General features: G+C 70.4%; 19 protein-coding genes. All 19 read left to right on the top strand.

All coding sequences use genetic code 11. From position 1 onward, the window contains the following. Positions 1-76 precede the first annotated feature (76 nt). Entirely contained in the window at positions 77-1,066 is a 990-nt protein-coding gene (locus tag AC1ECW_RS02715; protein ID WP_409702647.1) for a Bug family tripartite tricarboxylate transporter substrate binding protein, read from the top strand. A 349-nt stretch (positions 1,067-1,415) separates the two neighbouring features. Next, a complete protein-coding gene (locus AC1ECW_RS02710; protein ID WP_409702645.1) occupies positions 1,416-2,447 on the top strand; it encodes an FAD:protein FMN transferase in 1,032 nt (343 codons plus the stop codon). 22 nt (positions 2,448-2,469) lie between these two features. Continuing rightward, on the top strand, positions 2,470-5,463 hold the full coding sequence (locus AC1ECW_RS02705) for an HzsA-related protein (RefSeq protein WP_409702643.1): 2,994 nt from the start codon (positions 2,470-2,472) through the stop codon (positions 5,461-5,463). 11 nt (positions 5,464-5,474) lie between these two features. Then, the gene (locus AC1ECW_RS02700; protein ID WP_409702641.1) at positions 5,475-6,083 is read left to right on the top strand and encodes a hypothetical protein; all 609 of its coding nucleotides are present in this window, start codon (positions 5,475-5,477) and stop codon (positions 6,081-6,083) included. 8 nt (positions 6,084-6,091) lie between these two features. Beyond that, on the top strand, positions 6,092-6,880 hold the full coding sequence (locus AC1ECW_RS02695; RefSeq protein WP_481201137.1) for an SH3 domain-containing protein: 789 nt from the start codon (positions 6,092-6,094) through the stop codon (positions 6,878-6,880). An 11-nt stretch (positions 6,881-6,891) separates the two neighbouring features. Beyond that, positions 6,892-7,560, top strand: a complete 669-nt coding sequence (locus AC1ECW_RS02690) for an outer membrane beta-barrel domain-containing protein (protein WP_409702637.1) — start codon at positions 6,892-6,894, stop codon at positions 7,558-7,560. A gap of 31 nt (positions 7,561-7,591) precedes the next feature. Beyond that, the gene (locus AC1ECW_RS02685; RefSeq protein ID WP_409702635.1) at positions 7,592-8,092 is read left to right on the top strand and encodes a TlpA family protein disulfide reductase; all 501 of its coding nucleotides are present in this window, start codon (positions 7,592-7,594) and stop codon (positions 8,090-8,092) included. Positions 8,093-8,097: 5 nt separating this feature from the next. Then, entirely contained in the window at positions 8,098-8,313 is a 216-nt protein-coding gene (locus tag AC1ECW_RS02680) for a DUF4266 domain-containing protein (protein WP_409702633.1), read from the top strand. Further along, complete coding sequence (locus tag AC1ECW_RS02675; RefSeq protein ID WP_481201136.1) at positions 8,300-9,448, top strand: DUF3570 domain-containing protein; 1,149 nt, start codon at positions 8,300-8,302, stop codon at positions 9,446-9,448. The genes AC1ECW_RS02680 and AC1ECW_RS02675 overlap by 14 nt, the downstream gene beginning before the upstream one ends. 12 nt (positions 9,449-9,460) lie before the next feature. Then, positions 9,461-10,012, top strand: coding sequence for an AraC family transcriptional regulator (locus AC1ECW_RS02670; protein WP_481201135.1), 552 nt, complete (start codon positions 9,461-9,463; stop codon positions 10,010-10,012). 10 nt (positions 10,013-10,022) lie between these two features. Next, the gene (locus AC1ECW_RS02665) at positions 10,023-11,972 is read left to right on the top strand and encodes a tetratricopeptide repeat protein (RefSeq protein WP_481201134.1); all 1,950 of its coding nucleotides are present in this window, start codon (positions 10,023-10,025) and stop codon (positions 11,970-11,972) included. Beyond that, entirely contained in the window at positions 11,956-14,781 is a 2,826-nt protein-coding gene (locus AC1ECW_RS02660) for a tetratricopeptide repeat protein (RefSeq protein WP_481201133.1), read from the top strand. Before AC1ECW_RS02665 ends, AC1ECW_RS02660 begins: the two co-directional genes overlap by 17 nt. 223 nt (positions 14,782-15,004) lie before the next feature. Next, positions 15,005-15,511, top strand: a complete 507-nt coding sequence (locus AC1ECW_RS02655) for a tetratricopeptide repeat protein (RefSeq protein ID WP_481201132.1) — start codon at positions 15,005-15,007, stop codon at positions 15,509-15,511. After that, positions 15,508-15,801, top strand: a complete 294-nt coding sequence (locus AC1ECW_RS02650; RefSeq protein ID WP_481201131.1) for a hypothetical protein — start codon at positions 15,508-15,510, stop codon at positions 15,799-15,801. The genes AC1ECW_RS02655 and AC1ECW_RS02650 overlap by 4 nt, the downstream gene beginning before the upstream one ends. A 49-nt stretch (positions 15,802-15,850) precedes the next feature. After that, positions 15,851-16,510: a MotA/TolQ/ExbB proton channel family protein gene (locus tag AC1ECW_RS02645; RefSeq protein WP_481201130.1), complete on the top strand. Its 660-nt coding sequence runs from the start codon at positions 15,851-15,853 to the stop codon at positions 16,508-16,510. 30 nt (positions 16,511-16,540) lie between these two features. Next, on the top strand, positions 16,541-17,035 hold the full coding sequence (locus tag AC1ECW_RS02640) for an ExbD/TolR family protein (protein ID WP_481201129.1): 495 nt from the start codon (positions 16,541-16,543) through the stop codon (positions 17,033-17,035). 9 nt (positions 17,036-17,044) lie between these two features. Further along, entirely contained in the window at positions 17,045-17,545 is a 501-nt protein-coding gene (locus tag AC1ECW_RS02635) for an ExbD/TolR family protein (protein WP_481201128.1), read from the top strand. Continuing rightward, positions 17,542-18,663, top strand: coding sequence for a TonB family protein (locus tag AC1ECW_RS02630; RefSeq protein ID WP_481201127.1), 1,122 nt, complete (start codon positions 17,542-17,544; stop codon positions 18,661-18,663). Before AC1ECW_RS02635 ends, AC1ECW_RS02630 begins: the two co-directional genes overlap by 4 nt. Before the next feature lie 108 nt (positions 18,664-18,771). Beyond that, entirely contained in the window at positions 18,772-19,368 is a 597-nt protein-coding gene (gene ccmA, locus AC1ECW_RS02625) for a heme ABC exporter ATP-binding protein CcmA (RefSeq protein ID WP_481201126.1), read from the top strand. Positions 19,369-19,371 lie beyond the last annotated feature (3 nt).

Below are 19,371 nucleotides of genomic sequence, written 5' to 3'. Positions count from 1 at the left end.
GTCTTCAGGGATGACAAGGGCAAAGCACGGCGCGGCGCACACTGGCGGCCCCATATCACGAGAGGAGACGACTGCCATGCTGCGCCGCACTGTCTGGCAGGCCACGCTGTTGGCCCCGCTGCTGACCACCGCCCTGTTCGCCTGGGCACCCGCGGCCTGGGCGCAAAGCTATCCGCAACGGCCTGTGCGGCTGGTCGTCGGCTTTCCGCCGGGCACGGGGCCGGACATCGTCGCCCGCGCCCTCGGGCAGCGCCTGGCCGAGACCCTCAAACAAAGCGTCGTGATCGACAACGTGGCCGGCGCCGGCGGGCAGATCGCCGCCCAGCAAGTGGCCAAGAGCGCGCCGGATGGACACACCTTGCTGCTGGGCGAGGTGGGGTCGATCAGCATTGCGCCGGCCACGCATCGCAAGCTGCCGTATCAGCCGGCCAAGGAGTTGACGCCGGTGTCGGAGGTCGTGCGCGCGGATTTCGTGCTGGTGGTGCCAGCGGCATCGCCCCATGCCGATGTGGCCTCCCTGGTTGGCGCTGCGCGTGCGGACAAGAATAAGTTCAACTTCGCCACCTTCGGCGCAGGCACGCCCGGTCATTTCGGCGCCGAGATGTTCGCGCGTCAGGCGGGCTTTGCGATCGAGCCCGTGCACTTTCGCGCCACCGGCGATGCGATGAGCGCGCTGCTCAACGGCTCGGTGCAGGCGGCCTTCGTCAGCACGGCCTTGGCCGCGGCCCAGGTCAAGGCGGGCAAGCTGCGTGCGCTGGGCACCACGGCGGCCCAGCGTTCGGCCTTACTGCCGCAGGTGCCCACCTTGGCCGAAGCTGGGTGGCCCGAGCTGAACTTTTCGGCCTGGTTCGCCGTTCTCGCGCCGGCGGGTACTGCCCCGGCCGTGCTCGACACACTCAACCGCGAGGTCGTGGCGGCGCTGCAAACGCCTGCGGTGCGCAAGAGCTTGGAAGAAGCCGGTTTCACCGTGCGCGGCACGAGCCGGCTGGAAGCCCAGGCCCTGATGGATGCGGAAGCCCGGCGCTGGGCGGCGGTGGTCCAGGCCACCGGCTTTCAGATCGATTGAGTCCGCACGACATGGAGGATTTTCCCTCCTCGCCTTGACAGCCTTCGGCGCTCTCCTTGCTTCGGCAGGAGGCGCACCCATCGACACCGACCACTGCCGTCGATCTTGTTGCCAATTGCAACGAGCTGCCGAGCCGTTCACGCCCGGCCCGTCGAAGGTGTGACAGCTTGTAAGGCTTGTCTCAGGCGGCCCGGTTTCGCCTACATCGCCGTCGTGGCGCTCCCTAAGATCCGCTGAATTCCAGGCGCCCCAGGGCTGTTCACGGGGGCTGCCGGGGGGGCGTCGCGCGGGCCGCAACGCAACGGTGGCATGCCGTTTGCGTCGCAGCGCGATCACGAGGAGGGGAGTCATGTCTGTCGGCTTGCTCAGCGCCAGCCATCGCCAACGCCTGGGCGCCTACACGCGCGCGCCGCGCCGCATCGCCAGCGGCCGCTGGTGGGTGCGCGAGGCCGCCATCATGGGCACGCGCATCCGCGCCGAGCTGTGGGCGGATGACGAGCGCCAGGCCCAGGCGGCGCTGGCGGCCGTGATGGCCGAGATGCATCGCATCGACGCTGCGATGAGCCCGCACCGGGCGGATTCGGAGCTCTCGCGCATCAACCGCGAGGCCGGCCGACGGGCCGTGCCGCTGAGCGAGGAGATGTACCGGCTGATCGAACAGGCGCTGGCCTGGTCGGCGCGCTCCGGGGGGGCTTTCGACATCAGCTATGCCGCCGTGGGCCGGCTCTACGACTACCGCCTCGGCCGCCGCCCCGACGAGGCGGCGCTGGCGCGGGCCCGCCAGGCGGTGGGCTGGCAATACCTCGACCTCGACCCGGCGCGGCGCACGCTGCGCTTTGCCCGCCCCGACATGTGTATCGACCTGGGCGGCTTTGCCAAGGGCCATGCAGTCGACGGCGCGGTGGCCCGCCTGCGTGCCTTGGGCATCGGGCATGCGATGGTGGCCGCCGGCGGCGACAGCCGGGTGCTGGGCGACCGCCGCGGCCGCCCCTGGACGGTGGCGATCCGCCATCCGCGCCGCACCGACGTCCCCGCGGCGGTGCTGCCGCTGCAGGACGTCTCGATCTCCACCTCGGGCGATTACGAGCGCTACTTCATCGACGCGCAGGGCCGGCGCCACCATCACCTGATCGACCCGGCCTCGGGCCGCTCACCCGACGGCGTGCACAGCGTCACGGTGATCGCCCCGGACGGGCTGAGCGCCGAGGCGCTGTCGAAATGTGTGTTCGTGATGGGCGTCGAGCGCGGACTCGCGCTCGTGCAGGCCCAGCCTGGCGCCGATGCGGTGGTCGTCGATGCGCGGGGCCATCTGCAGGTGTCGGCCGGCCTGCAAGGCTGGGACCCCGTCGCGCCACCGATCGAAGCGTCCGACGGCTCATGAGGCCGCTTCTCAGGAGAAGAACATGCACACCCACGAGCACCTGATGAAACGCAAGACCCCGGTCCTGGCCCTGGCGCTGCTGGCCCTGGCCGCCTGCAGCGGCAGCGGCGGTGACGGTGACGACGTCACGGTCGAGGGCGACGTGCCCATCGCCTACGTGATGCGCTCCAGCAGCGTGCGCATGGACCCCACCAACGGCAGCCCCTTCGCCCCCGGCGGCGATCTGATGCTGCGCGAGCGTTCCTCGCCGAGTGCGCGCGAGATCAACCTCACGCGCCGCTTCACGCAGGGGCAGGGCGATGTGTCCGACCCCGAGGTGTCCTACGACGGCAAGAAGATCGTCTTCTCGATGCGCTGCCCGCGCAGCAACACGTCCACGATCGACGGCCAGCCTGCTTGCACGGGCCGCTGGAACATCTGGGAATACGACATGACGACCGGGGGGCTGGCGGGCGGCAGCTTCCGGCGCATCACCGATTCCCCCGATCACGACGACGTCGACCCTTACTACCTGCCGGCCGGCCGCGGCTTCGTGTTCGCGTCGAACCGCCAGCACAAGTCCTCGCAGGACCAGGCTCTGGGCCGCCCCTATTTTGCTCTTGACGAATACGAGCGCGAGCGGGTGCTCAACCTGCACACGATGAAGGCCGACGGCAGCGGCATCGAGCAGATCACTTTCAACCAGAGCCACGACCGCAACCCGGTGGTGCGCCCCAACGGCGACATCATGTACTCGCGCTGGGAGCACATGGCCGACCGCAACCGCTTCGCGATCTTCCGCTCCAAGCCCGATGGCACCGACACCTTCGTGCTCTACGGCGCCCACAGCCCGGGCAACAGCTTCCTGCACCCGCGCGACATGGACCCGCGCGGCCGCTATGCCGGCTTCCTGGCCTCTTCGCTGATGCCGCTGCAGCGCACCGACGAAGGCGGCGCGCTGATGTTCATCGACGCGGCCAACTATTCCGAACAGAACACCCCGGCCAACACCACCGTGCCCACCCGCGGCGGGCAGGTGCAGGTGACGGCGCAGGAACTGAACATGGACCGCGGCCTGTCGCTGCATGGCCGCATCACCACGCCCTACCCGCTGTGGGACGGCACCGACCGCGTGCTGCTGGCCTACCGCCCCTGCGAGGTCACGCGCGCCGGCCGCACGGTGTCGTGCAGCACCCTCACGAGCGAGGAGATTGCGCGCCTGTCCGACCGCAGCCGCACGATGGAGGCGGTGCAGTCCGACGAGCTGCAGGACAACGTGCCGCCCAACTATGCGATCTACATGTTCAACCCGGCCAACCAGACCTGGCGCATCGTCGCCGCGCCGCCGCCGGGCTTCATGTACACCGACCCGATCGCCCTGCAGGCCCGCCCCGAGCCCCAGGCCGCCGACCCGACCAACATCGACCCCGCATTGGCCAACCGCGGCATGGCCCTGATCGAGGTGCGCAGCATCTACAACACCGATGGACTGGGCCGCATGGCCGAGCAGATGCTGGTCCCCGACGACCTGCCGCCCGGGTGCGCGCGCGGCATTGCGATGACGGCCAACACCGACCCGACCAGCACCGCCACCCAGGTGGCCGACCTGCGCCGCATCAAGGACCCGGCCGATCCGGCCTACCACTGCACGCCGGTGCGCTTCGTGCGTGCCACGCGGGCCATTGCGCCGCCCTCGGCCTCGATGGGCCTGCGCCAGGCCATCGGCGAGACCGAGTTCGAACAGCAGCAGATCCTGGGCTATGCACCCATCGAGCCCGACGGCTCCTTCAAGCTCGAGATTCCGGCCGACATCCCGCTGGCGCTCGCGGTGGTCGATGCCCAGGGCCGCGCCTTCCAGACGCACGCCAACTGGATCCAGGTGCGCCCGGGTGAACGCCGCACCTGCAACGGCTGCCACAGCCCGCGCCGCGGTGCCTCGCTGAACTCGGGCGCCATCGTCGACCACCAGCCGCAGGCTTTGCGTCAGGCCATGGTCGCGGCCCACCAAAGCGGCCAGACGATGTCCTCCACCCGCACCTTCCTCGACCCGACGGCTCTGCAGCTCGTCGCCGACATGCTCTACACCGACGTGTGGGCCGACACCTCGCGGGGCTACACGGCCCGTCCTTCCATCCTCGTGCGCTACACCGGCAACACCGACCCGGCCGACGACCTGGCCACGCCGGCGCCGGTCAACGGGGTCATCAACTATCCCGAGCACATCCAGCCGCTGTGGGAGCGCGCCCGAGCGGCCGGCGCCTGCGTGTCCTGCCACAACGACCCGACGCGCCTGGACCTGCGCGGCACGCTGGGCGGCACCGGCCGCATGACCTCCTACGAGGAGCTGCTGGTGGGCGACCCGCTGCTCGATGGCAACGGCCAGCCCGTCACGCGCATCCGCGATGGCGTGCCCATGCTGGAGCGCCAGCCGCCGCGCGTGCAGGCCAGCTCCAGCGCGGCCAACACGGCTGGCATCGCGCGCAAGAGCCGGCTCACCGAGATCCTATGGGGCCACACGCTGCTGGCCGGTGCCGGCCCGCGCGCGGTCTACCCCGACCCGCCGGCGGGGGCCCCGAACCACGCCACGATGCTCAACGCGGCCGAGAAACGCCTGCTGGCCGAGTGGATGGACCTGGGCGCCCAGTACTACAACGACCCCTTCAACGGAGCCAGCGGTGTGCGCACGGTGCGCATCCTCAGCCAAAGCGCCTTCGAGGCCAGCGTCCACCCCGTGCTGCGCGCCCAGTGTGCGAGCTGCCACCAGGCCGGCGGCAACAACACCGGCGCGACGCTGGGCGAGGCCCTGGCGGTGAGCTTCGCGGGCAACCGCTACGTGCTCACCGGCGATCCCGAGGGCGACTTCAACGTCACGCTCACGCTGATCAATGACACCTGCAACCCCGCGAACAACCTGCTGCTGTCGCGCCCGTCCACCGCGCCCCATCCGGCTGGTGCCAGCGGCCCGGCGGTGTTGCCGGTGGGCAGCGCGGGCTACACGGCGATCGCCGACTGGATCCGATCGGGCTGCACCCCATGAAGCGCTTTGCGATGTCCTGGCCGATGTTGCCGCGGTGGCTGCCGCCGGCGGCCGCTGCGCTGCTGGTGGCCTGCGGCGGCGGCTCCAACCCGCTGGACAACCCCCCCGTGGTGACCAACCCTCCGGGGGCCTCGGGCCAGCGTTTGTCGTTCGTCTACTTCCAGAAGTGCATCAACCCCATCTTCCTGGCGCCGCTGCCGGTCGACCAGAACGGGGTGGTCTCGACCAACACCTGTGCCAGCGCCGGCTGCCATGACGACCGCGCCGGCACCGGGGGGGCCTTCCGCGTGCTGCCCGAAGCGCAGACGGTCGACCTGAGCGACCCGTCCAACACGCCCGAGGCGGTGCGCGCCACGCCGATGTACCGCAACTTCTACTCCGCCCAGGGCGAGGTGGTCTTCGGTGCGCCGCTGCAAAGCCGCCTGCTGACCAAGCCCATGGTGCTCAATGTGCTGCATGGCGGCGGCCTGATCTTCCAGAACGAGAACGACCCCAACGCCCGCCTGATCCGCTACTGGATCAGCCGCCCGATGCCGGCCGGCCAGGACGAGTTCAGCGCCGCGGCCCACACCATGTTCACCCCGCCCGACCCCGAGACCGGCACCTGCAACACCGAATGAAACGACCGATGCCTTTCGCAGTACCTGGGCGCCGGATGCGTGCGCAGTGCCTTCTGACCTCCCTGCTGTGCCTGGCCTGCGCCGTGCCTGCGGCGGCGCAAGTCAGCGCCGTGGCGGCCGACGACGGCTACGAGCGCGTGCAGGTGGCCGACCCCTACCTCGAGTTGCGCACCGGCCCCGGGCGCGGCTACCCCATCTTCCATGTGGTGGACCGGCATCAGTGGGTCGCCATCACGCTGCGCCACACCGACTGGTACCAGGTGCGTGCGGACAACGGCAAGGAAGGCTGGGTGCATCGCCGCCAGCTCGAGCGCACGCTCACGGCCGCGGGCAGCGCACGGACCTTCCGCGACATCGTGCTCGACGACTACCTCAGCCGCCGCATGCTGGCCGGCGGCAGTTGGGGGCGCTTCGACGGCGAGCCCATGCTCAAGCTCACCGCCGGCTACCGGCTGTCGACCTCGCTGAGCGTGGACGCCCACGTGGGCCAAGTGCAGGGCCGTTTCTCGGGCACGAGCTTCTGGCATGTGGGCCTGGCCGCCGAGCCCTGGTCCGACCGGCGGCTCTCGCCCTTCTTCAGCGTGGGCGTGGGGCGTTTCTCGAACGTGCCCAACAGCAGCCTGGTCAGTGCCATCCGCACCGATGCCAACCTCGGCCAGGCCACGCTGGGACTGCGCTGGCACCTGAGCGAGCGCTTCGTGCTCACGGCCGACTACAGCCTCTACACCGCCTTCGTGGCCGACGAGCGCTCCATCGAATACCGCGCCCTCGGCGCGGGCCTGGCCTTCTTCTTCTGAACGGACGCCCCATGCCTTCCAAGCCCACCCTCCATCCCTGGCTCACCGTGGCGTTGCTGGCCGCCGCCCTGCTGCTCACCCCGCTGCTGGCCGCCGCGCAGGCCAGCGAGCCCCAGCGGCCGGCCAACGAGCAGGTCATCGTCCCCGAGGTCGAGCGCCGCGAAGTGCGCCTGCCCCGCATCCCCTCCAAGGACCTCATCGCCGGGCTGTTTGCCGGCATCTATTCCACCGACAGTTTCGGCGCTAGCCCCGTGGTGGGCCTGCGCCTGGGCTACCACCTCACTGAAGACTTCTTCTTCGAGGCGGCCTATGGCCGGGCCCGTGTCAGCGACGAGTCCTTCCGGCAGATCCTGCCCGGCGGCGTGTTCTCCAGCGAAAAGTCCACGCTCAGCTACTACAACGTCTCGCTGGGCTACAACCTCCTGCCCGGAGAGGTCTTCCTCGGCGCCAGGCGCGCCAAGGCCACCGTCACCTACCTGATCGCCGGCATCGGCAGCACCGAACTCGACGACCAGCGCAACCAGACCATCAACATCGGCCTGGGCACGCGCTTCCTGCTCGGCCAGCGCTCGGCCCTGCAACTCGACTTGCGCGACCACATCTTCTCTTTCGACCTGCTGGGCGAGCGCCGCAGCACCCACAACCTCGAGCTCACGCTGGGCCTGAGCTTGTTCTTCTGACCTGCGCTTCGTGTACGCCTTGGAGTCCTGCATGCACCCCCTCCCCAGCTTCCGCCGCCTGGTGGCCCTGGCCGCGTTCTTGCTGGCCGCACCGGCCTTTGCCACCCAGCCCCATGCACCCGCGCCCGACTTCACGCTGGGCACGCTCCAGGGCCCCAACCTGCGCCTGCAGGAGCAGCGCGGCAACGTGGTGCTCGTGAACTTCTGGGCCACCTGGTGCGGCCCTTGCCGCGAGGAGATGCCGCACCTGAACCGCCTGTACGACAAGTACCGCGCCTCGGGCTTCACGGTGCTGGCCGTGAGCATCGACGACGACCCGGCCAAGGCCGCGAGCATGGCCTCCAAGCTGGGCCTGAACTTCCCCGTGCTCTTCGACGCCGAGAAGAAGGTCAGCCGCCAGTACGACCTCAAGGCCATGCCCTACACCGTGATCGTCGACCGCGACGGCCGTGTGCGCCACCTGCACCACGGCTACCGCAGCGGCGTCGAGAACACCTACGACCAGCAGATCCGCGCCTTGCTGAAGGAGTGATGACGATGCGCTGCCTTCATGTCTTTGCCCTGGCGGCCCTCCTGCCGGCCTGCGCCACCGAGCCCTGGGTCAAGCCCTATGAACGCGAGCGGCTGGCCGATCCGATCATGCAGGTGAACCGTGATGCGCTGTCGGCCCGCCACACCGAACACGTGCGCGAGGTGCGCGAAGGCGGCCGTGGCGCCAATGGCGTGCAAGGAGGCGGTTGTGGCTGCAACTGACGCCGCCCTGCGCAGCGCCCGTTGGCTGCGCGGCTTCATGGCCCGCTGGCGCACGCGCAGCCCGCGCGCGCTGCGGGCAGCCGCCGGGCTGGCTCTGGCGGCCGGCACGGCCCAGGCCGCGACCCTGCCCGAGGACAAGGCCGAGGCCCTGTACCACCTCTACGACGGCGGCGGCACCCGCGCCTACGGCCCGGCGCTGCTGGTGCGCAAGAGCCTGGCCGACCGCTACTCGTTCTCGGCCTTCTACAACGTCGATGCGGTGAGCAATGCCTCCATCGACGTGGTCACCACCGCCAGCCCCTACTCCGAGCGCCGCACCGAGTACGGCCTGGGCCTGGACTACGTCTACCGCGACTCGCTGATGTCGCTGTCCACCACGCGCAGCACCGAGCCCGACTACGAGGCCAACTCGCTGGGGATCGACGTGTCGCAGGACGTGTTCGGCGGCATGACCACCGTGAGCCTGGGCTTCACCCGCGCCTGGGACAAGGTGGGCCGCTCCGACGTGGGCTTCTTCGACGAGGCCCTGCACTGGCGCTACCGGCTGGGCGTCACCCAGATCCTCTCGCCGCGCTGGATGGCCAGCCTCAACGCCGAGGCGGTGTCCGACAGCGGCTTTCTCGGCAACCCGTATCGCGTGGCGCGCGTCTTCGGCGCGGCCGTGCCCGAGCGCCACCCGCGCACGCGCACCAGCCGCGCGATCAAGGGCCGCCTCACCGGCGCCATCGGCAGCGAGGCCGCCGTGCATGCGGAATACCGCTACTTCTGGGACACCTGGGACATCACGGCCCACACCGTGGAAGTGGGCTACAGCCGCTACGTGCGCGAGGACACCCTGGTGGACGGCTTCGTGCGCTACCACAGCCAGTCCAAGGCCCTGTTCTACAGCGACAACGCCACGGCCGAGACCACCTACATCTCGCGCAACCGCCAGCTCAGCACCTTCACCTCGCCGTCCGTGGGAGTGAAGCTGAGCTACCGCGCCAGACGGGTTCCCGGACAGTACGAGCTCAAGGCCCATGCGGCCTACGAGTACAAGCTGTACGACTTCAAGGACTTCACCGACATCCGCAACGGCCGTCCGTATTCCTACGGCGCCAATGTCTTCCAGGTCTACCTGTCGGCCACCTTCTGACCGAGCGCGCCCATGAGAGCCACCCTGCCGTACCGACACCTCCTTCGCTTGCTGGTCGCTGCCCTGGGCCTGGCAGCCGGCCTGGCCTGGGCCAACCCCAGCGCCGCTCCTGCCCCGGCTGCCTCGCTGGACGAGCGCGTGCAGACGCTCAAAAACGACCTCATCCAACTGAACCGCGACCTGCTGGTGCTGGAGGAGGAGCTGCTCTTCCCGGCCAGCACCCAGGTGGCGGTGTTCGTCTCGATGGACGTGGGCAAGCTCTTCGAGCTGGAGTCGGTGCAGATCCGGCTGGGCGACAAGCTCGTGGCCAGCCATCTGTACACGCCGGCCGAAGTGCAGGCTCTGCACCGCGGCGGCGTGCAGCGCCTGTACCTGGGCAACCTGCGCACCGGCACCCATGAACTGGTGGCCATCTTCACCGGCGGCGGCCCGCACCAGCGCGACTACCGGCGCGGCGCCACCGTGAAGTTCGACAAGGGCGCCGACCCGACCTACATCGAGCTGCGCATCCAGGATTCCGCCGGCAAGCTGCAGCCCGAGTTCCATGTGAAGGTCTGGCAGTAAGGACCGGTCCATGCGTCTTCGACCTCTGGCCTCCCGTTCCTGGCGCCGCGTGCTGTGCACCGGCCTGGCGGCGGCCATGCTCAGCCTGGGGGCCGCCGCGCAGACCACCCGCGGCCCCGGCCCGGTGAAAGACCCGCATTACGGTGACGGGCTCTTCCATTTCTTCCAGGACCGGTACTTCAGCGCGCTGGGCTCGCTGATGGTCTCGCAGCATTTCGGGCGGATGCCCCAGCACGCCGACGAGGCCGAGATCCTGCGCGGCGGCCTGCTGTTGTCGTATGGTCTGCACCGCGAGGCCGGGCGCATCTTCGACACCCTCATCGCACAAGGCGCCCGCCCTGCGGTGCGCGACCGCGCCTGGTACTACCTGGCCAAGATCCGTTACCAGCGCGGTCACCTCGACCAGGCCCAGGCCGCGTTGGATCGCATCGGCAGCGAGCTGCCCGCCGAGTTCCACGAAGACCATGCCCTGCTGCGCGCCCAGGTGCTGATGGCCCGCGGGCACTACGCGCAGGCCGCCGCGCTGCTGCGCGCGCAGGTCGAGGAAAGCCGCGCCCGGGCCCGCCGCAACGACCCCGAGCCCGCGATGCGTGGGGCCTATGCGCGCTACAACCTCGGCGTGGCCCTCATCCGCAACCACGAGGTCGAGGCCGGCACCCCCTGGCTGGATGAGATCGGCCAGGCCGGCGCCTACAGCGAGGAATACCGCGTGCTGCGCGACCGCGCCAACGTCGCCCTGGGCTTGGCCGCGCTGCAGGCCGAGCAGCCCCGGCAGGCGCGCCAGTACCTGGAGCGCGTGCGCCTGCACGGCCCGCAGTCGAACCAGGCCTTGCTGGGTTTCGGCTGGGCCGCCGCCGCGCTCGGCCAGCCCCGCGAGGCCCTGGTGCCCTGGATGGAGTTGGCCGGCCGCGAGAGCGACGATGCGGCCGTGCTCGAAGCGCGCATCGCCGTGCCCCATGCCCAGGCCGAGCTCGGCGCCTTTGGCCTGGCGCTGCAGGGCTACCAGGACGCGATCGCCGCCTACGAGCGCGAGCACGCCGCGCTGGACGAATCCATCGCCGCCATCCGCGCCGGCAAGCTCGTCGAAGGGCTGATGTCGCTCAACCCCGGCGTCGAGATGGGCTGGTTCTGGCAACTGCGCGAGCTGCCGCAGATGCCGCATGGTCGCCACCTGGCCCGGGTGCTGGCCCGCCACGAGTTCCAGGAAGCCTTCAAGAACTACCGCGACCTGCAGTTCCTGGCCCACCAACTGGCCCAGTGGCGCGACAAGCTCGCCGCCTTCCGCGACATCCTCGAACACCGCCAACAGGCCTTTGCCCACCGGTTGCCGCGCATCCGCGCCGCCGCCCGCGAAAGCGAAACCGGTGTGGCTGCGCTGGCGCGCCGGCGCGAGGCCGCACAGGCCGAGCTCGAGCGCGTGATCGCGCAACGCGATGCCGCCGCGCTGGCCACGCCCAAGGAGCGCCAGTTGCTGGAGCGTCTGGCCCGCGTGCGCGAGACCCTCGCGCGGGTGGGCGATGCGCCCGAGGCTGCATCCTTGCGCGAGCGCCATCGCCTGGCCGAAGGGGTCTTGCGCTGGCGGCTGGACGAAGACTACCCCGTGCACTTGTGGGAAGCGCGCAAGGCCCAGCGCAGCGTCGATGAGCAGCTCGCTCAGGCGCAGGCGCGCGAGGCGGCCCTGGCCCAGGCCCAACGCGACGAACCCGCGCGCTTTGCCGCCTTCGAAGGCCGCATCCCGGCCCTGGGGGCGCGCATCGAGGCCCTGGCCCCGCGCGTGGCCGAACTCAGCCGCGAGCAGCAGCAGGCCGTCGAGGCCCTGGCCGTGGCCGAACTCACGCGCCAGCAGCAACGCCTGGCGGTGTATGCCACGCAGGCCCGCTTTGCCGTGGCCCAGCTGTATGACCACGCCACCCGCGCGGCGGGTGGTACGCAGGAGCGATCCGATGCGGCTCCGCGCTAGCCTCCTGCCCCCGCTGCTGATCCTGGCCGCCGCGCTGGCGGCCTGCTCGGGGCTGCGCAAGGGCAGCCCCGACAACGAGCCCACGCTCAAGAGCCTGGCCGGGCGCAAGATCGAGTTGCCCGCCGACCCGGGCATCCGCAGCACCGAAGAGCAGACCATCGCGGCCTACCAGAAATTCCTCGAGGTCGCCCCGAAGGCGCCGCAGCGTGCCGAAGCGATGCGCCGCCTGGGCGACCTGGAGATGGCCCTGGCCGACCGTCGCATGGCCGAGGGCTCGGCCACGGGGACGCCGGCCGACTTCCGGGCCGCCATCGCCCGCTACCAGGACTACCTGCGCACCTACCCGAAGGCGCCCGACACCGACCGCGTGCTCTACCAGCTCGCCCGCGCCCATGAGCAAAGCGGCCAGCTCGAACAGGCGCTGGCCGTGCTCGACCGCCTGGTCGCCGCCTACCCCGACGCTGCCACACGCGACGAGGCCCACTTCCGCCGCGGCGAGATTCTCTTTGCGGCCACGCGCTACCCGCAGGCCGAGGCCGCCTACACCGCGGTGCTGGCCAGCGGCAACGACACCCCCTACCGCGAGCGTGCGCTGTACATGCAGGGCTGGTCGCGCTTCAAGCAATCGCGCCTGGACGAAGCCCTCGCGTCCTTCTTCGGCGTGCTCGACCTCATGCTCGCAGGCCGCGGCGGCGAGGCCGGGCTCGACGGCATCGAGGGCCTCACCCGCGCCGAACGCGAGCTGATCGAAGACACCTTCCGCGTGGCCAGCCTCTCGCTGGCCAACCTGCAGGGCGCGGATTCCATCCCCCCCTACATCGACAGCGAGCTGCGCCAAGGCTACGAGTTCCGCGTCTACGAGCAGCTCGCCGGGCTGTACCTGCAACAAGAACGGGTGAAGGACGCCGCCGACACCCTGGGCGCCTTCGCGCGCCGCCAGCCGCTGCATGCGCAGGCACCGGTGCTGCAGGCCCGCGTCATCGACATCTACCAGGCCAACGGCTTTGCCACGCTGGCTCTCGAAGCCAAGAAGGAGTACGTGGGCCGCTATGGCGTGGACAGCGAGTTCCGCCGCGCCAACCCCGAGGGCTGGGCGCGCGCGCAGCCGCTGGTCAAGACCCACCTGAGCGAGCTGGCCCGCCATCACCACGCCAGCGCGCAAAAGACCAAGGCCTCGGCCGACTACCAGGAGGCCGTGCGCTGGTACCGCCAGTACCTCACGTCCTTCCCCGACGACCCGCAGGCACCGCAGAACCATTTCCTGCTGGCCGAGCTGCTCTTCGAGGACCAGCGCCACGCTGAAGCCGCGGCCGAGTACGAAAAGACCGCTTACGGCTACCCGCTCCATGCGCGCAGCGCCGACGCCGGCTACTCCGCCTTGCTGAGCTATGCCGAGCTGCACAAGGCCGCACGGCCCGAGCAGGCCGCCGCGCTCAAGCGGCAGGCCGTGGACAGCAGCCTGCGCTTTGCCCAGGCCTTCCCCACCGACCCGCGCACCGGCGCCGTGCTCACGAACGCCGCCGACACCCTGTTCGCGCTGAACGACGCCGAGCGCGCCCAAGCCGTCGCCCGGCAGGTGCTGGCCTTGCAGCCGCCGGCCACCGACGCGCAGCGCCGGGTGGCCTGGACGGTGCTGGCCCACACCGCCTTCGACGGCGGCCGTTTCGACCTCGCCGAGCGCGCCTATGGCGAGGTGCTGGCGCTCACGCCGGCGCAGGCGGCCGGCCGCCACGAGCTGGTCGAGCGCCAGGCCGCGGCCATCTACAAGCAGGGTGAAGCCGCGCGCGACGCCGGCCGGGCTCGCGAGGCCGTGGGCCACTTCGAGCGCATCGCCCAGGTGGCGCCGCAATCGGCGGTGCGCGCCACGGCCCAGTACGACGCCGCGGCCGTGCTCATCGGCCTGAAGGACTGGGATGCGGCGGCCCGCTCCCTGGAGGCCTTCCGCCAGCAGCATCCGAAGCACCCGCTGCAGGCCGAGGTGCCCGCCAAGCTCGCCACGGTGTACCTGGAGCAGGGCCACTGGGCCCAGGCGGCCGGCGAATTCGAACGGGTGGCCGCCACCCACCGCGACCCGGCTGTCGCCCGCGAGGCCCAATGGCAAGCGGCCGAGCTGCACCACAAGGCCGCCGAACGCGGCGCCTCGCGCGGGGCCGCCACACGCGCCTACGAGCGCTACCTGCAGCAGCACCCGCAGCCGTTGGAGCGGGCCGTGGAAGCCCGCCATCGCCTGGCCCAGCTCGCCCAGGCCGACGGCAACGCCGCGCGCGAGCAGCACTGGCTGCGCGAGGTGATGCTGGCCGACCAGCGCGCAGGCAACGCCCGCACCGACCGCACCCGCTTTCTGGGCGCCACCGCGGCGCTGGCCCTGGCCCGGCCGGCCGACGAGGCCTACCGCGAGGTGAGCCTGGTGGAGCCGCTGGAGCGCCACCTGCGCCTGAAGAAGCAGCGCATGCAAGCGGCCCTCCAAGCCTATGCCGTGGCAGCCGACTACGGCGTGGCCGGTGTCACCACGGCAGCCACCTACCGCATCGCTGAGATCTACGCCGATTTCGCCCAAGCGATGCTCAAGTCGCAGCGCCCGCGCCGCCTGTCCAAACTGGAACTGGAGCAGTACGAGGTGATGCTGGAAGAGCAGGCCTACCCCTTCGAGGAAAAGGCCATGGAGCTGCACGAGATCAACGCCCAGCGTGCAACGTCGGGCCTCTACGACGAATGGGTGCAACGCAGTTTCGCCGCGCTGGCCAAGCTGCGGCCGGTGCGCTATGGCAAGAGTGAAAAGAGCGAAGGAGCGATCGATGCGATCCGTTGATGTCGCTCATGCCCGAAGCGCTGCGCGTGCACCCTCGACGGCGCAACACCCACGCCCCGGCGCAGCCGGTTCCGCGGTGTTCGCTGGCACCTTGCTGGCGTGGGCGGCTTTGCTGGGAGGCTGTGCCACGGTCCGCTTGGACACGCCACCTGCGCCTGCTCCGGCCCCTGCCACTGCGGCCGTTGCGGCCCCTGCTCCGGCGGCCCCGCCAGCACCGCCGGCCGTGGACCCGGCCGCGCAGCGGGCCTTCGACGACGCCCGTCGACAGCTCGTGGCCGGTCGTGCCGACCTGGCGCAGCGCGGCTTCGAGGCCCTCACGCGCAGCCACCCCGACCTGCCCGGCCCGCACGCCAACCTGGGTCTCATCGCCCGCCAGGCCGGCCGCCTGGATGACGCAGCCAAGGCGCTCGAAACCGCCACGCGTCTCGGCCCCAGGCAGCCGTCCTACTGGAACCAGTTGGGCATCACCTACCGCCAGCAGGGTCGCTTCGAGCAGGCGCGCCAGGCCTACGAGCGAGCGCTGCAGGCCCGGGACGACTACGCCCCCGCGGTGCTCAACCTGGGCATCCTGCACGACCTTTATCTTGGCAACCCCACCCAGGCCCTGGGCCTGTACGAGCGCTACCTGAGCCTCGTGCCCGGAGGCGACGCCGAGGTGAACAAGTGGGTCATCGACCTGAAGAACCGCAGGCCGGCCCCCGTGGCCGCCCACCGCAAGGAGCAGCCATGAAGATGCTGACCTTCGCGTTCGGTCTGGTGCTGATGGGGGGGCTGCTGGCCGCCCCGGTACAGGCCCAGGACCGGGCCGAGCTCGACCGCACCCAGATCATCGGCCACCGCGAACTGCCCAAGGTGCTCTACATCGTGCCCTGGAAGAAGCCGGTGCCTGGCGAGCGGGCCGGCCGCCCGGTCGAAGGCGTGCTCGACGAGGCGCTGGTGCCGCTGGACCGCGATGTCTTGCGCCGTCAGCTCCACTACGAGCGCGTGCTCCAGGCCCCGGCGGCGGCACCGCAGCGCTGACCCTTCCATACCCTCACCCATTTTTCAGTCGTACCCCGGAGAGACGTCCATGAACACCTTCGAATTCATCGTCAAGTTCGTGCAGGACAGCGGTGCCTTCATCTACATCAGCATGCTGATCATGGCCGTGGGGCTGTCCATCGCCATCGAGCGCTACGCCTTCCTGCGCCGTGCCCGTGCGCAGAACAAGAAGCTGTGGGCCCAGTTGCTGCCGATGCTGCAAAGCGGCCGGTTCAAGGAGGTCTACCAGCTCGCGGCCGAATCGGATGCCGCCATCGGCAAGATCGTGGCCAACGGCCTGCAGCGCATGCAAAGCCCCGGCCGCCGCGAAGACATCGACGCCGCGATGGAAGAGGGCATGATGGAGATCGTGCCGCGCCTGGAAAAGCGCACGCACTACATCGCCACCTTCGCCAACGTCATCACGCTGGTGGGCCTGCTGGGCACCATCGTGGGCCTGATCAAGGGCTTCACCGCGGTGGCCCAGGTGAACCCGGCCGAAAAGGCCGAGATGCTGTCGGCCTCGATCTCGATCGCGATGAACAACACCGCGTTCGCGCTGATGGTGGCCATCCCCTTCCTGCTCATCCACGCCTTCTTGCAGGCACGCACCAGCGAGATCGTCGACGGCCTGGAAGCCGCCAAGATCAGCTTTCTCAACCTCGTGCAGCGCGCGAAGGCCGAAGCCGCCGCGTCAGCCACGAAGTGAACGCTCGCCGGGCCCCGTGAAGGAACCATCATGCGCGTCAGACGTCTGCGCAAGCATCCGGCGGAGCTGGAAGTCACCGCCTTCATCAACCTCATCGTGGTGCTGCTGCCCTTTTTGCTGTCCACCGCGGTGTTCACGCGCATGTCGGTGCTGGAGCTGAGCCTGCCGGCGCGCCACACCGGCGGCATCGAGCAGCTCCAGGCCAACGACTTGAAGCTGGAGATCGTGATCCGCCGCGACGCCATCGAAGTGGGTGACCGCATCGGCGGCCTGATCCAGCGCATCCCGGCGGTGAACGGCACGCAGGACCTGCGCACACTCTCGGCCCTGATGCTCGAGATCAAGCGCCGTTTCCCCGGCACCACCACCGCCAGCATCCTGGCCGAGCCCGACACCTCCTACGACCTGCTGGTGCAGGTGATGGACGTGACCCGCGCCACCTACACCGCCGAGGGCGCGAACCTGGTGCGCACCGATCTCTTCCCCGACGTGGCCATTGGCGACGCCCCGGTGATCAAGCGCTGAGGGCCTGCCATGAAACTCACGCCTTTGCAGAAACGCGCGCAGCGCAAGGCCCGCAACCAGTCGAACGTCGACCTGAACCTGGTGGCGCTGATCGACATCTTCACCATCTTGCTGTTCTTCCTGCTCTCGGCCGCCTCGGGCATCGAGATCCTGTCGGTGCCCAAGGGCGTGAAGCTGCCGCAGTCCACCGCCGAAACCGCGCCGCGTGAAACCGTGGTGGTCGTCATCAGCCCCGAGGACATCCTCGTCGAGGGCCGCCGCGTGGCGACCGTGGCCCAGGCCATGGCCACCCCCGGCGATCTGATCGCCCCGCTGAAGGACGAACTCGACGGGATCGCCCGCCGCCAGGTCATCCGCGCCGAAAACGCCGCTCAGGGCCGCACGCTCACCATCATGGGGGACAAGAACATTCCCTACGCGCTGCTGCGCAAGGTGATGGCCACCGCGGCACGGGCCCACTTTGCCGACGTGTCCTTCGCGGTGACCCGAAAGTACGAGGTGTCGTCATGAGCGCGGCCACGGCCATATCCTTCCGCGGCCCGGTCCTCGCCTGGTCCATCCCGCCCGAGGACATCGCCCGCTTCCGGCGCGTGCTGCGCTGGGTACTGGGCCTCACGGCGCTGCTGTGCCTGCTCTTCCTGCTGTGGCCCACACCGAAGCCTGATCCGCGCCAGGCGCCGCCCGTGCCCGAGCGGCTGGCGCGGCTGATGATCGAACGCGAGGCCACGCCGCCACCGCCGCCCCCGCCGCCGGCGGTGCAGCGTGAGACGGCCCCCAAGCCCGAGGCTGAATCCATCACGGCTTCGAAGCCCCCGGCGGCCTCCACCAGCGTGCCGCGCGACAACCGCCGGCCCGATCCGTCCAAGCCCGCCACGGTGCGCAACCCCGTGCCCGAGGCGCGCAACCCCATCGAAGGCCGCCCGCCCGGTGAGGTGGGTGAAGCGCGCCGGCGCGCCGCGGGCGTGGGGTTGCTCGCGATGAAGGACGAGCTGGCCGAGCTGCGCGGCGCCCCGGTGGCCGTGCAGTTGCGCAAAGACATCCAGCCCGGCCCCGGCGTGGGCGTGGGGGCCGGCACCGAACCCGGCCTGCCGGATCGATCGATGATCACCTCCAACGCCACCCGTGGCAGCGGGGGCATCAACACGGCGGCCTACAGCCGTCACACCGGCGGCGGCGGCCTGGCGGGCCGCGCCACCACGCTGGTGGAAGGCGTGGCCGGTGGCGGGGGCGGTGGGGGCCCGGGGGGCGGCGGCGTGCGCGGCGACGGCACGGGCACCGGCGTGGGCTCAGGCCAGGGCGGGGCGGGCGGCACGCTGCAGCGCGCCGGCTCGGGCAAGGCCTCGCGCTCCATCGAGGAGATCAAGCTCGTCTTCGAGCGCCACAAGGGCGCCATCTACGCCATCTACAACCGCGCACTGCGTGAGGACCCGTCGCTGCAGGGCAAGGTGGTGCTGCGCCTGACCATCGCGCCCTCGGGCGAGGTGACCGATGTGCGCATCGTCTCCACCGAGCTCAACGCGCCCGACCTCGAGAACCGCCTGCTCGCCCGCGTGCGGCAGTTCGACTTCGGTGCAAAAGAAGTCGAGCAAATGGTCGTCACCTGGCCCGTGGACTTCCTGCCTTCGTGATGACCCACCCCCTACGCGCTTCGCGCGCCCCCTCGAGGGGGCACCGCTGGTGGACCGGCGAAGCCGGATCCACGGCGGTCGCTGGCACCTTCGATGGAGGCTGCTGACATGAATGCCCCACCTCTCCTTCGGCTGCAGGCTCTGGCGTGCCGGCGGGGCACGCGGCTGCTGTTTCGCGGCGTGAACCTGACGCTGGGCGCGGGCGATCTGGTGTGGCTGCGCGGTCGCAACGGCAGCGGCAAGACCAGCCTCTTGCGCCTGGCCGCGGGCCTGGGCCGCCCGGCGCAGGGCACGGTGCTGCGCAGCGGCGGCCCCCCGGTGCTGCTGGGCCACGCCCACGCGCTGAAGGATGAGCTCACCGTGGCCGAGTCGCTGCACTTCCTGCTGGGGGTGCATGCGCTGCCACAGCAAGCCACGACCGTCGAGGCCGCGCTCGACCGCTTCGGCCTCGCCCCACGCCGCCACCAGCGCATCGGGCAACTCTCGCAGGGCCAGCGCCGCCGCGTGGCCCTGGCCCGCCTGGCGGCCAGCCGCACCCAGCCGCTGTGGCTGCTGGATGAGCCACACGAGGGGCTCGATGCCGACGGCGCGCAGGTGCTCGACGCCCTGCTCGCCGAACACCTGCAAGCGGGTGGCAGTGTGCTGATGGCCAGCCACCAGGCGCCGTCGCTGCCCGCTCGCGTGCTCGATCTCGACGCTCACTAGGGT

Source organism: Caldimonas hydrothermalis (assembly GCF_056746695.1).
Note: the sequence above shows the minus strand (reverse complement) of the source record. Positions and strands in the feature narration are given on the sequence as shown.

Excerpts from the sequence above, each read along its gene's own strand:
- AC1ECW_RS02715 (WP_409702647.1), top strand. The coding sequence starts at position 77 with ATGCTGCGCCGCACTGTCTGGCAGGCCACGCTGTTGGCCCCGCTGCTG.
- AC1ECW_RS02710 (WP_409702645.1), top strand. The coding sequence starts at position 1,416 with ATGTCTGTCGGCTTGCTCAGCGCCAGCCATCGCCAACGCCTGGGCGCC.
- AC1ECW_RS02705 (WP_409702643.1), top strand. The coding sequence starts at position 2,470 with ATGCACACCCACGAGCACCTGATGAAACGCAAGACCCCGGTCCTGGCC.
- AC1ECW_RS02700 (WP_409702641.1), top strand. The coding sequence starts at position 5,475 with ATGTCCTGGCCGATGTTGCCGCGGTGGCTGCCGCCGGCGGCCGCTGCG.
- AC1ECW_RS02695 (WP_481201137.1), top strand. The coding sequence starts at position 6,092 with ATGCCTTTCGCAGTACCTGGGCGCCGGATGCGTGCGCAGTGCCTTCTG.
- AC1ECW_RS02690 (WP_409702637.1), top strand. The coding sequence starts at position 6,892 with ATGCCTTCCAAGCCCACCCTCCATCCCTGGCTCACCGTGGCGTTGCTG.
- AC1ECW_RS02685 (WP_409702635.1), top strand. The coding sequence starts at position 7,592 with ATGCACCCCCTCCCCAGCTTCCGCCGCCTGGTGGCCCTGGCCGCGTTC.
- AC1ECW_RS02680 (WP_409702633.1), top strand. The coding sequence starts at position 8,098 with ATGCGCTGCCTTCATGTCTTTGCCCTGGCGGCCCTCCTGCCGGCCTGC.
- AC1ECW_RS02670 (WP_481201135.1), top strand. The coding sequence starts at position 9,461 with ATGAGAGCCACCCTGCCGTACCGACACCTCCTTCGCTTGCTGGTCGCT.
- AC1ECW_RS02665 (WP_481201134.1), top strand. The coding sequence starts at position 10,023 with ATGCGTCTTCGACCTCTGGCCTCCCGTTCCTGGCGCCGCGTGCTGTGC.
- AC1ECW_RS02660 (WP_481201133.1), top strand. The coding sequence starts at position 11,956 with ATGCGGCTCCGCGCTAGCCTCCTGCCCCCGCTGCTGATCCTGGCCGCC.
- AC1ECW_RS02650 (WP_481201131.1), top strand. The coding sequence starts at position 15,508 with ATGAAGATGCTGACCTTCGCGTTCGGTCTGGTGCTGATGGGGGGGCTG.
- AC1ECW_RS02645 (WP_481201130.1), top strand. The coding sequence starts at position 15,851 with ATGAACACCTTCGAATTCATCGTCAAGTTCGTGCAGGACAGCGGTGCC.
- AC1ECW_RS02640 (WP_481201129.1), top strand. The coding sequence starts at position 16,541 with ATGCGCGTCAGACGTCTGCGCAAGCATCCGGCGGAGCTGGAAGTCACC.
- AC1ECW_RS02635 (WP_481201128.1), top strand. The coding sequence starts at position 17,045 with ATGAAACTCACGCCTTTGCAGAAACGCGCGCAGCGCAAGGCCCGCAAC.
- AC1ECW_RS02630 (WP_481201127.1), top strand. The coding sequence starts at position 17,542 with ATGAGCGCGGCCACGGCCATATCCTTCCGCGGCCCGGTCCTCGCCTGG.
- ccmA (WP_481201126.1), top strand. The coding sequence starts at position 18,772 with ATGAATGCCCCACCTCTCCTTCGGCTGCAGGCTCTGGCGTGCCGGCGG.